Origin of the sequence: Maribacter sp. ACAM166 (genome assembly GCF_005771495.1) — a bacterium.
In the GTDB taxonomy this organism is placed as follows: Bacteria; Bacteroidota; Bacteroidia; order Flavobacteriales; family Flavobacteriaceae; genus Maribacter.
In genome coordinates, this window is record NZ_VAUW01000004.1 from 244,075 (window position 1) to 256,304 (window position 12,230).

The 12,230-nt window shown below is 36.2% G+C and carries 7 protein-coding genes and 1 pseudogene; 6 read left to right on the plus strand and 2 right to left on the minus strand.

Annotated elements, in window-relative coordinates; genetic code table 11:
• Positions 1–340: 340 nt before the first annotated feature.
• Positions 341–595: a hypothetical protein gene (locus ES765_RS05445; RefSeq protein ID WP_138111976.1), complete on the plus strand. Its 255-nt coding sequence runs from the start codon at positions 341–343 to the stop codon at positions 593–595.
• Here ES765_RS05445 and ES765_RS05450 read toward each other — a convergent pair.
• Positions 587–1,969, minus strand: a complete 1,383-nt coding sequence (locus ES765_RS05450) for a transglutaminase-like domain-containing protein (RefSeq protein WP_138111979.1) — start codon at positions 1,967–1,969, stop codon at positions 587–589. The two genes, ES765_RS05445 and ES765_RS05450, sit on opposite strands and share 9 nt — an antisense overlap.
• Positions 1,970–2,245: 276 nt before the next feature.
• Here ES765_RS05450 and ES765_RS05455 point away from each other — a divergent pair, with 276 nt between their 5' ends.
• From ES765_RS05455 to ES765_RS05465, 3 genes are all read left to right on the plus strand, one after another.
• Positions 2,246–4,435 (plus strand): amino acid permease, encoded by a 2,190-nt coding sequence (locus tag ES765_RS05455; protein WP_138111982.1) that lies wholly within the window; start codon positions 2,246–2,248, stop codon positions 4,433–4,435.
• A gap of 565 nt (positions 4,436–5,000) precedes the next feature.
• The gene (locus tag ES765_RS05460; protein WP_138111985.1) at positions 5,001–5,798 is read left to right on the plus strand and encodes an alpha/beta fold hydrolase; all 798 of its coding nucleotides are present in this window, start codon (positions 5,001–5,003) and stop codon (positions 5,796–5,798) included.
• Positions 5,795–7,015 (plus strand): ATP-binding protein, encoded by a 1,221-nt coding sequence (locus tag ES765_RS05465; protein WP_249356244.1) that lies wholly within the window; start codon positions 5,795–5,797, stop codon positions 7,013–7,015. Before ES765_RS05460 ends, ES765_RS05465 begins: the two co-directional genes overlap by 4 nt.
• A 39-nt stretch (positions 7,016–7,054) precedes the next feature.
• Here ES765_RS05465 and ES765_RS05470 read toward each other — a convergent pair whose 3' ends face one another.
• Positions 7,055–9,418 carry a TonB-dependent receptor gene (locus ES765_RS05470; RefSeq protein WP_212744213.1) on the minus strand — a complete coding sequence of 788 codons (2,364 nt, stop codon included), beginning with the start codon at positions 9,416–9,418 and terminating at the stop codon, positions 7,055–7,057.
• 110 nt (positions 9,419–9,528) lie between these two features.
• On the opposite strand from ES765_RS05470, the pseudogene ES765_RS22245 reads away from it, so the two are divergent.
• Both ES765_RS22245 and ES765_RS05490 read left to right on the plus strand, forming a co-directional pair.
• Positions 9,529–10,128 (plus strand): annotated as a pseudogene (locus tag ES765_RS22245) (polyphosphate kinase 2).
• A 498-nt stretch (positions 10,129–10,626) separates the two neighbouring features.
• Positions 10,627–11,382, plus strand: coding sequence for a slipin family protein (locus tag ES765_RS05490; protein WP_138111995.1), 756 nt, complete (start codon positions 10,627–10,629; stop codon positions 11,380–11,382).
• The last annotated feature ends 848 nt before the right edge of the window (positions 11,383–12,230 follow it).

Below are 12,230 nucleotides of genomic sequence, written 5' to 3' on the forward strand. Positions count from 1 at the left end.
AAGGTAAAATAAATATTTAGGACACTAAAATTTTAACGTTCAAAACACTATACCATGCACATTTATATAAGGCGACATTTACAAATGCTAAGAGGTGTTCTGCATCTAACAACTTTTCGTGTGTAGTATCCATTAGATTTTGATGTAATCATTTAAACGTTAAGTACTACTACCTTTCCACATACACACATTTGCCCTACAGGGAGATAGTTTTCCGATGTTTAAACGGAATAAATTTGGAGTTAATTAAGGGGATTCAGGTAAAATGTGCTAAATTTAAATATATCAAGTGCTAACTACTTGATATATTATATTTTATAACTAATAAACAATTCATATTATGAGTCGATTAAAAGAGATTAAGTATTTTACTTTGGTAATGCTCTTGTTTGGTTTTATTGCAGCCGGCTCTTTGAGCTCTTGTAGGGACCAAAAAAAGGAAGAAAAAACCGAAGAACAGGCTGAACATCCTGAAAGCGAAGAGCACCCGACGGAGGCCGCTAAAGATGACGAGGAACATCCTGCTAAAGAGGGTGAAGAGCATCCTGCTAAAGAAGGTGAAGAACATCCTGCGAAGGATTCCGTATCAGGGTAGTGTTACCAGTTTTTCTGAAACCTCTTGCTCCGGTTTCCTGTGAAATGAAAAAAACGTTTCTGGGAATGCCGGAGTTTTTCCTATTTCCATAACTGGATATGCGAGAAAATTAATCGGTCCGGTATGCGGTCCTGGTTCGATTACAAGATCTCGGCCTCGGCTGAATTCGATACGATTTGCCGGATGTCGGCCAAAATAGTAGGTGGCGAGTGCGGTGTATTTATTCGCCTCACTGATATCAACAGGCCACCATTTTCCCTCTGCATAAAATTCTGCCCAACAATGATATCCATCGATGCCTCCTTCGTCTCGATCGGATGGAATTGAAGCCCCGACTGCAAATCGTGAAGGTATACCCGCAGATCTAGCTAAAGAAATAAAGAGTGAGTGAAACTCTGTGCAATTTCCGGTAAGGGCATCGCATGCGTAAACAGCATCACCCGTGCCATACTTGCCAGCCTTGATGTATTTCATATTGTCAATAATGTAATCATATAAGGCCCTAGCCTGCATGATAGCACTCTCGCTATTTTTTAATCTGATAATGGAATCTGCCAACAACCTAAACCGGTCGCTGACAGGCATCAGTATGCTGGGATTCAAATATTTTGCAGGTGATGAATCTTCTTCGTAGGGCTTTTTCTCTTGCCTTTTGACATCATAGACAAGTTCTAATTTCTTACCGCTATGTTCTGGAGAAAGTTCCATATAGAATATAGAATTTCCGTTGTTCTTCTCCTCGAGTATTTGATATTCGGCAGGAGCTTCAATCTTCAATAATTCAACAGTTTGAAAGCGATCGCTCTGCGGAACTGGAATCCATATTTTAGCCGGTGCTTCCATTTTCGGTAGGGTAACCTCATATTGAAACTCAAATTTGTCTTCTCCTTCGATGACTCCTAGTAAATCAGATGTTGCGTCTTGCACAGGCATTCTATACCAAGTTTTGTCCTTGCGCTGTTTCCAAGCGTAAAAAGGTTTACCATTGATCTTGTGTAGGGTCGTTTCAGTTACGGTCATGCTACCGGGGTCTCCTTCTAAGAAAAAATCTACATCGTACACATCTCCATTTATATCGGCAAGATCAACACATGCAAAATGACGTTGAGGGCCTAAATTTGAAAGGTATTCTGTATGTACCCGTACCAATTGAAGGCGTAATTCTTTTCCTTCTGCGGTCATGTTAAAATACCCATCCCCTTCTGCTACCTTTTTCTTGATATTGGCTTTAATACCAAATTCTATATCAGCAGTAACCACCTTAGGAATGTTATTGTCCGCAATCGTTTTTTCTTCTTCTTTCTTCTTTGTGCTTGAATTGCAGGCCATCGCTGTTGCTAGCACAAATACCAAAATAATCCGAGTGTATTTCATTCTATGATAGGATTAATATTTTTATGAATTTACAATATTTCCACCGTTCTCCAACTACAGATGTTTGTCTCCGGAATCTTCTTTGGTTGCCATTGCTATTCATTTTTAGGTACTCACTTGGCGAAGTATCAAATATCCTAGAAACTATATGTATTTTTCACAATATGCTCTAGGTTCGGTCAAGAAAATTTCAACTATTCCATTTTTATGGATTTTAGTTTTTTTTATAAAGAATAGTTACATTCCCATACTAATAGTAAATATTCAATTTTTTCAATGGGAAAAATTCAAAAGTTCGGGACCTTTAGTGGTGTTTTTACACCTTCTATCCTTACAATTGTAGGGGTTATTATGTATATGCGTCTCGGCTGGGTTGTTGGTAATGCCGGACTTATTGGAGCCATTGCCATCATATTAATTGCGCACCTTATTGCGGTTACAACGGGTTTAAGTGTATCATCAGTAGCTACGGACAAAAAAATAGGCGCCGGCGGTATTTATTATGTACTATCACGTAGCATGGGAATTCCAATAGGTGGATCTATAGGTATCGCATTATCGGTAGGAACTGCATTTTCAATTGCCTTATATTTAATAGGTTTTGCAGAGAGCTTTAATGCCTTTTTTGGCTTTGGTATGACCATTAATGATTTTAGATTAACAGGTACTTTAGCATTAATTGCGCTTACCCTGTTAGCATTAATAAGCACCTCTGCCGCGCTGAAGTCACAATATTTCATTTTGGCTGCTATTATTATTTCTCTGGTTTCTATCTTTTTTGGTACATCAGGGTTTACACCAAATAGCATTCCTCTTTTCTCTTCTAATGATACAGTTCCTTTAGAGGTAGTATTTGCTGTATTTTTCCCTGCGGTCACCGGTTTTACTGCGGGTATTGCCATGAGTGGTGACCTAAAAGACCCTAAACAATCTATTCCTCGTGGAACGTTATTAGCCATTGGTGGCGGTCTTGTAATCTATCTTGCACTTGCCGTATTTTTAGCGGTAACTGTCGATGTTGAAGCCTTAAAAACAGATTATAATATTTTAATGAACATAGCGCTATTTGCGCCTGCAGTTGTTGCCGGAATTTGGGGCGCTACCCTTTCCTCTGCATTGGGTGGTATTCTTGGAGGGCCAAGAATAATACAAGCCATGTCTATTGATAAGGTTACGCCTAAACTATTTGGTTTTGGTAAGGGAAAAAATAATGAGCCCGTAAATGCGCTGCTATTGGTTTTTATCATCGCCGAAGCCGGAATTTTGATTGGTGAATTGGATATTATTGCACGCGTGGTTTCTATGTTTTACCTCACGGCATATGGTTTTATTAATATTTCATTTTTCTTAGAAAGTTGGGCAAACCCTGACTTTCAACCCACATTTAAAATTAAGCGCTGGATTGGCCTACTTGGTTTTATTGCATGTTTTACGGTGATGTTCAAGCTAGACATGGTTGCTATGCTCGCTGCACTAGCTGTTATTGGAGGATTATATTTTGGATTACAGCAAAAAGAAGTGAAATTACAATCTAACGATGTTTGGCGAAGTGTTTGGGAAAATGTGGTGAACAAAGGATTAAAAAGAATAGATGCCCGCGTGGTTAATAAAGACTCCCATTGGAACCCAAATGTTATTCTGTTTAGTGGACAAAGTACCCATCAATCTTATTTATTAGAGCTGGCCAAAACCATTTCTGGACGAACGGGTATCGTTACCAATTTTAAACTTATTCTCGATAAAAAAAATACTAAGCCATTTAAAAAAACCGAACAGGTTATTAGAGATGACAATTTTAAAGATCTTGGTATTTTTGCACGACAAATAAAAGTCGATAATATTTATAAAGGAATTACCAATATAGCCACAACGTTTGGGTTTTCTGGTGTTGAACCCAATACCATAATGATGGGCTGGCCTAAAGGCCTGGAAAGTTCAGAAGAATATGCAGAAATGACGCAGACACTCTTGTACTTGGATTATAATTTATTGTATTTGGATTTTGATAGAAAAACAAAGTTTGGTAGCTATAATTCGGTAGATCTTTGGTGGCGTGAAACGGATAGTAAAAATGCCGAAATGATGTTAAATATTGCGCGATTTATCATTGCTTCTCCTAAATGGAATAATACAAATATCCGCGTTCTGTTTGTAAACAATAACAATGTAGACAGTGCTTTAATCCACTCTAAAATTTCTGAACTTGTTGAGGATTTAAGGGTTAATGTAGAAATTATCATTATTAATAATGCGGTAGAACAAGAATCATTTTATACTATAATTAAGAAGCATTCTAAAAGTACAGATTTAACATTAGTAGGTATCCCCAATTATAAAATAGAAAAACAAGCTGAATTTGTGCTTAAAACCAATCAGTTATTTGAAGCTATAGGCTCTACCCTTTTGGTAAAGGCAGCTAATAATTTTAATGTACTGGACTTGGATTTTATTAAAGAAAAGGCATAATACATATCAATTCTACAACTCAAGTAAAATTTTTAGTTAGTTTAAAAAACTGCTTCAAAATTACGGTACACCTATATTTTAATGACTGGTCATTTTATGCTAAGAAATTCATGTATTTCGTTACTCCGGTACCACTCCACTCCTGCCGTCGCGTAACGGAATACGTGTTTATTCAATACTACCTTATTGTTTTCTAAAGGTATTCACGAACTAAGTATTTTGAGCAAGCTTTTGCCTAAAAATTGTACGTAACTCCAAAGAACTGTATTTAACTTTTCCTAAGCAATGTTACATAACGTAATCTGTTTTGGTCTAATTATATGATTAAAGCTTTAAAATTTACGATTTGTAAACTTAAGATGTATTCGATATTCTATCAAAACCGTTATAGGATTTGTAAAGATCGACTACTTAATCACCATTCAAATAATTAGAATGAAATTCAGTTATTATCAACAACCGCTATCTAAAAAGTTCCTTACGCACTGACAAATCATACATAAAATAATTTAGTCCAAAACTACTATCTTTAACTAAAAAACGGTTAGAACTAAGAAATACTCTTATGCTAAAAAAATTAATTGCAAGAAATAATATAACAATACATGGTGTTGGTAAAAAACCGATGTTAATGGTTCATGGATATGGATGCGATCAGAATATGTGGAGATTCATTACGCCCGAATTTAAAGACGACTATCAAATAATCCTTATTGATCTTGTAGGCTCAGGAAAGTCTGATGAAAATGCGTATGATTATGATAAGTATAGTTCGCTCGAAGGCTATGCTGATGATATAGTCGAAATTTGTGATGCGTTAGACTTAAAGGATGTATGTTTTGTTGGGCATTCTGTTAGTGCTATGATAGGAGCACTTGCTGTTTTAAAAAAGCCTTCTGTTTTTAAAAAATTAATTATGATTGCGCCATCTCCAAGGTATATTAATGATAATCATTATTTGGGTGGTTTTTCTCAAAAAGATATAGATGAACTTATGGAAACCCTAGATTCTAATTACTTAGGCTGGTCTAGTGCTATGGCACCTATTATTATGGGTAATGCGGATAGACCCGAATTAACAGAAGAGTTAGAACACAGTTTTTGCCAAAGCAATCCTGCAATAGCAAAGCATTTTGCTAAAGTCACTTTCTTAGGAGATAACAGAAGTGATCTTGAAAAGCTTACTACCGAAACGCTTATTCTGCAAAGTAAATCAGACGTTATTGCATCAATTGAAGTAGGGCGGTATGTACACAATCATATAGCTAATAGTACATTGGTCATATTAGATGCAACAGGTCATTGTCCGCACCTTACGGCTCCTAACCAAACTATTGAGGCGATGAAAAAATATTTATTATGAGTATAAAGTACCAAACCACAATGAATTATACTATAGATTATAAAGAACTTTTAAACACATCTCCCTGTGGTTATTTTTGTTCACTACCTGATGGCACCATCATTGATTCGAACAAAAGATTTTTAGAATTCACCAGCTATGAACGAGAAGAGGTCATAGAAATAAAAAAGTTTACGGATTTCCTTTCTATGGGGGGTAAAATATATTTTGAAACTGTTTATGTTCAAATATTAAACTTAAGTGGAGCTGTAGAAGAAATAAATTTTGATTTTATTAGAAAGGACGGCACTAAACTACCAGTCCTTATGAATTCAGTAATAGTAAAAGATACAGAAGGGCGTCATTTATTTACGCAGTCTACAGTATTCAATATTTCTCAAAGAAAAAAATATGAACAGGAGCTTCTGATTGCTAAAAGAAAAGCGGATGCTCTCTCTGATGAACTGAAACATTCAAATAAAGAATTACACCGCAGTTCTGAATTAATTTTACAACAAAAATTACAATTAGAAGAATTCAACCATCATTTAGAAAATAAGAATAGACAACTTTCAAATTTTGCATATATAACATCTCATAATTTAAGAGCGCCTGTTGGTAACCTTAAATCATTGCAGGATTTCTACAATGAAAGTACAGATATGGAAGATAGGGCAATGCTTTTTTCTAAATTCGAAAAAGTCATAGGTCACCTCACCGAAACATTGAATGAATTGATTGAAACTGTAAAAATACAGGAAGACATAAATATTGTTCACGATTCAATACTCTTTGATACGGTTTTTGATAAAACAGTGGAGATTTTAGAAGGTCAAATATTGGATTCAAAGGCAGTGGTGACCTCAAATTTTTCTGAAGCCACGAAAATCAAATATCCTAAACTTTACATGGAAAGTATTATGCTAAACCTCTTGTCTAATTCCCTTCGATATCGGTCACCTGATCGTGTTCCTAAGATTCATTTCAGTACAAAAATCACTAACAATGAAATAACACTTTTGGCTACGGATAATGGACTCGGAATAGATTTAAAAAGACATGGAAATAAAATTTTCGGACTCAGTAATACCTTCCATAGTCATCCCGATTCCAAGGGAGTTGGGCTTTTTATGACCAAAACTCAAATAGAAGCAGTGGGAGGTTCTATAACGGTACAAAGTGAAGTGGATAAGGGAACTACCTTCAAAATAGTTCTTAAGAAAAGTAGTTCATACTAAGTACACTACTTTTGATAGGTATTATACTACTATCTGTTTTTAAAAATCGAAAACTATACCGAAACCTGGTATTGGTGAACCAAAATCACTTTCAATGGTAATCAAACTCTCGGGTTGCACCACCACACCCATAGTATCTCTGTTTAACCCATATTCTGTTGGACTTGGAATATCTTGAAATAAAATATTTTGGACTTCAAAGAAAAAGTTGAGAGCAAACTTCTCAAAATTCCATTTTTTATCTATTCGGATATCCAATTGACTGAAAATATTCAATTTTTCTGCTCCTAATCTTGAATAATCTAAAATCACTTCGGGATAATTTTCTAATGTGGCGTCTAAATCCGTTGGTAAAAAAGGTGTGCGTCCGGCAAAGCGGTATCTAGAGCTCACTTCCCAATTACGCTTTAACTTGTAGCCGCCTACAAAAGAAATAAGATGGCGGCTGTCCCAAACTGAAGGTAAGTACGTATCTGTATCAAATCCGGTAAACTCACTATAAAACCAAGTGTAGGATAAAATACCATAAAAATTATTCGATAATTTTTGCTGAAAGAGGAGTTCTGTCCCATAAGCACGCCCCATACCAACGGTCTCTATAGGTTCACTGCCCAGAACCTCGAATCCACCACCTTTATTTGCCAAAGAGACCCTATCGCGCACGGAAACCGGGTAATCTTCATAACGCTTGTAGAACCCTTCAAACGAAATACTGCTCGATGGTGTAAAATAGTGTTGAAGCCCTAACACCAGATGGTCACTTTGGGTGTACGCTACATTCTGGTTAATAAGCTCATTATTAGCATCCCTGAATCCTAAAATGGTATATGGGGGCAATTTGAAATAACGGCCTATGGAGCCACTCAAACGCCAGTCTTTGGCAAACTCATACGATGCTGAAAATCTTGGAGAGAACGTACTCAAAAGGTTCTCGTTAGTAGTGAAACTATCATTGTCCATTCTAAACCCTAAAGATACATCTAGTCGATTATTATAAAATGACCGTGTTGCATTGGCGAACAAGCCATATTTCATAAAATCAATGGCGGTATCAAAGGTTAGGTTATTCCGTACATCAGCAGTTATGTTGGTGTAGTCAGATTGTTGAACATTAAAGCCGGAACTCAACTTCCACTCTTCATAAAACTGTGTCAATTCATACCGCAGTTTGGTTTCTGTTTCACTAGCGTCATTATTAAAAACCTCACCTTCTTCGTTCACAGGGTCCGAATATCGCGTAAAATTATTTTTTAGGCTATTGTTACTTAAGGTGGTCATCATAAAACCGTTACCATTTTTAAAACGGTTTCTCCAACTCACACCCATCGTATTGGTGCGTTGTTCAATAAAAGGGGCCTGGTCTAGAGTCGCCTGTCGATCCTCATCAAACTCATCTAGCGGACGTACGGTAAAATTATCAATGGAACCAAGCCCAAGAAAGGTAAGTGTATTAAATTCATTAATTTCATGATTGAGTTTAAACTGATAATCCCAATAATCAGGTCGAATAGGCAAACCAATGACTTCAAATAAAAATTGAAGATAACTACGACGTACGGAAGCCAAAAAGGTAGTTTTAGATTTCTCACCCTCCTTCTTGAACAATGGCCCTTCGAGCGTCAAGGCCGCTTCACTGGCGCTAATTCTAAAGTTTCCGGCAAAGTTTCTAGCGTTCCCATTACGTTGTTTAAATTGTAAAACTCCTGATAAGGGATTATCATATCTAGCATTAAAAGCAGAGGTTGATAACGTTACATTGTCTATAAAAGAAACGTTGATTAATCCCTGTGGGCCACCTGCACTACCTTGTGTGGCAAAATGGTTGATGTTGGGAATTTCCATTCCGTCTAAATAGTATACGTTTTCATTTGGGGCACCACCACGAATGATTAAATCATTTCTGAAACCACCAATCGAGGGCGAAACCCCTGGAAGTGTCTGAGCGACTTTGACAACGTCATTATTACTGCCGGGATAAGTGGCTATTTCAACGGCTGATAGCGTTTGTGTGGAGAGGGGCGTTTCTTTGGGACGCGAGATGATATTAGCGTTTGAAACCACTACTTCATCAAGCTGCTGTGTGGCTTCTTTAAGTGTAAAATTATACGCTGGTGTCCCTTTTGAACGGACAATGATATTAAACTTCGTTTGCGGTTCAAAACCTAAATACTTTACAATAATATTATAGGAACCCGGCGTAACCGATGAAATTTCATAGGTACCATTAAAATCGGATTGTGCGCCTAATTGCGTTCCTTCTAAGAAAACGGAGGCTCCACTAATAGGTTGGCCCAGCTCATCGTTTATTTGCCCGTAAATAGAGGTGTTCACTTGGGCATTGATGTTACCCATAGCTAAAATCAAAAGAACAGAAAGTAGGTGAAATTTGATTTTGAATATCATATTTGTTTACTGTATATTGAAAATAATTAAACAAATATATAAACTATACATCGCTGAGATTTCTAAAAGGGTGTTAAAGTATATGTAGTCGAAGAAACTATTTGAACGCTATGCGTTTTTCTTATCAATCTAGGGTCATTTTTGAAGGTCGTGACGCCGCTGGAAAAGGAGGGGCTTTTAGGCGTATTACAGAGCATTTGCCCCCTAGAGAAGTTAGGGTAGTAGCCCTGCCAAAACCTGATGAGATAGCACAAGGACAATGGTATTTTCAGCGGTACACTAATCGTTTTCCTCGGGAAGGTGAGATAGCATTTTTTGACAGAAGTTGGTATAATTTTGCTATGGTATAACCGGTTAACGATTTTTGTAAGAGAAAACAATATTTAAATTTTATGGATTCGGTAAATGAAGAGGAATGCATCATGCTACTCTCGGATATTCATTTAGTAAAACGCTACTTTTCTATTTCTAAAAATGAATAAGAGCGTCGCTTTAAAGATATTATAGCGAGCCCTATCACAAAATGGAAATTCAGTGATATCGACAGAAAGGCCTTAGCGTTATGGTATGAATACACTAACTATAAAGAGTTGATGTTTAAGAACATTCAAAAATATGTGCGCTGTAAAATTATTAAAGCGAACAAGAAAACATCAGCTAGGATTTCGGCTTTGGAATATATATTGAATAAAATTCCGCACGAAGTTTAAGACAAGAAAAATATACGGCACAAGGCTATATTAAGAGATGTAGAAGACCAAGCATAAGTTTTTCATACCTATTTTAGGAGTCTTTTCTAAATAGATTGTTATTTAAGAACTAACGATTTGGAGTTTATCTCTTAGGCTTCCCTCCTATCCTCTTTCGTAAAAAAGCGTCGGTGGATTTGCCTAGCACACTTTTGTAATACCTGTTTATGCAATATTTGTTTATTGTTTTCAAAGGCATTTGTAAACCTAATGGTTCAGTTCCCCTCCTATCGGCGGTTTGATTTGCATTAAATTTTTGAAACAATACGAGCTTAGCATATGAAATTTAGACAAAAAAGCGTAAATTAAACATGCACTGTATTCATGGTCTTTGACTTAGCGTAATTAGTTCACGATACTCTATAGGATAGAGAAGACAAAGAACCATTATATACTTATCGCCCTTTAGTTCATAGGCTTTTTAGTTGTTTCTCTTAATAACCCTTAAAACAGTATATCATGAGCAAATTCGTTATACTCGGCATTATTGTCGGCATTTTTCTCTTTTCTGGTATTAGAATCATTTTTGAATACAAAAGAGCCATTAAATTTAGATTTGGAAAATATATCAAAACCCTACAACCTGGACTTCAATGGATTATTCCTTTTATTGAAACCATTCAAATTGTTGATATTAGAGTGATTACCTTCAATATTGACTCGCAAGAAGTCATGACTGAAGACAACGTTCCCTGTAGTATTGATGGGGTGGTATTTTTTAAAATAAATAATCCCGAAAAAGCGGTTTTAGAGGTTGAGCAATACAAATTTGCCATCACTCAACTTGCACAAGCTGCGCTTAGGGACGTTTGTGGTAAGGTGGAATTAGATACCATTCTTTCAAAACGTGAAGAAATGGGTAAGAACATTAAAGAGATTGTTGAACAAGAAACCAAAGAATGGGGCATTGAGATAAGCGATGTTAAAATAAAAGATATTCAGTTGCCCGAGAACATGCGGCGTATGATGGCGAACCAAGCTGAAGCAGAGCGTTCACGTCGAGCCCGAATTATCTTGGCACTGGCCGAAGAGCAGGCGGCCGGAAAATTATTAGCGGCCGGAAAACTAATTGATCAGTCGCCATCTGCTATCAAATTACGCTTGTACCAAACCTTGTCACATATTGCTGCGGAAAAAAATTCAACGATACTTTTCCCTTTTCCTGAAGAAGTATTACCTAGAAAAAAAAAGAAGCGTAAACTACCTAAATCATAAGCTAATGAGTCGATTTGAATTATACTTTCAGTAATCTGTCGTTAAATGATGGTGAACCTGTAGCCATTCCTTTCCCTCTAGCTTCGACAAACTAAGAACAGGTCTCATGCAAGATAGTATTGAACATAAATGGAATATACTACGACGAGGAATCTATATTGAGCTTGTTGAAGTATAAAATTTTAAAACTCATGCTAAATTTGAGAGTGCTACAGTGTATAACCATATCCGCATAAAAATTCAAACTTACTTTAATGCAACGAGCCAGGGGAAAATCCATATGATTTCCCCTTAGTAGGAACCCAGTTTTTTTTAAGATACTGTTTGTAGTAACACGTTTTTAACTTTTTTCAAAGGGGAATGATGCTCATGAACGATTTTCCATCCAATAACTGTATTCACAAATAACGAGGTCATTTACAATTACCAAGTCTTCACCGAATTTCAAATGAAAATCGCAGTGAAAGGTTAAATTGGCTATGAACTGCTCGGTAGCACTAAATTTAATACACGTACCCTACATTCCGTCACCTTCTTCCTTAGAACCTGTTGCGTTGTTTTTGCTTCATTTTCTTATTTATAAAGGGAAAAGAGGAAGTAACCTGAAAGACCCTTATATATAGAATAATAGGTGTGCATTTTAAGTTTAAAATTTTTTTAAGGGAATATTTCAGGTCACACAAATTTAAAAATAGGTGCAGTAATGTTTAAAACATATAGTAACCTGAGTTCGATTAATAATATTTGATTATTATGCAACAAAAAAGATAGATTTTCAGTAAATTAAAGTGTTGAAATTCAATTCATTAATCTAAAAATCTATCTATGGTAATCTACTCTAAAGTTAC

What these genes read in the sequence shown, in the direction of transcription:
- ES765_RS05460 (WP_138111985.1), top strand. Translation starts at nt 5,001, where the DNA reads ATGCTAAAAAAATTAATTGCAAGAAATAATATAACAATACATGGTGTT.
- ES765_RS05445 (WP_138111976.1), top strand. Translation starts at nt 341, where the DNA reads ATGAGTCGATTAAAAGAGATTAAGTATTTTACTTTGGTAATGCTCTTG.
- ES765_RS05490 (WP_138111995.1), top strand. Translation starts at nt 10,627, where the DNA reads ATGAGCAAATTCGTTATACTCGGCATTATTGTCGGCATTTTTCTCTTT.
- ES765_RS05450 (WP_138111979.1), bottom strand. Translation starts at nt 1,969, where the DNA reads ATGAAATACACTCGGATTATTTTGGTATTTGTGCTAGCAACAGCGATG.
- ES765_RS05455 (WP_138111982.1), top strand. Translation starts at nt 2,246, where the DNA reads ATGGGAAAAATTCAAAAGTTCGGGACCTTTAGTGGTGTTTTTACACCT.
- ES765_RS05470 (WP_212744213.1), bottom strand. Translation starts at nt 9,418, where the DNA reads ATGATATTCAAAATCAAATTTCACCTACTTTCTGTTCTTTTGATTTTA.
- ES765_RS05465 (WP_249356244.1), top strand. Translation starts at nt 5,795, where the DNA reads ATGAGTATAAAGTACCAAACCACAATGAATTATACTATAGATTATAAA.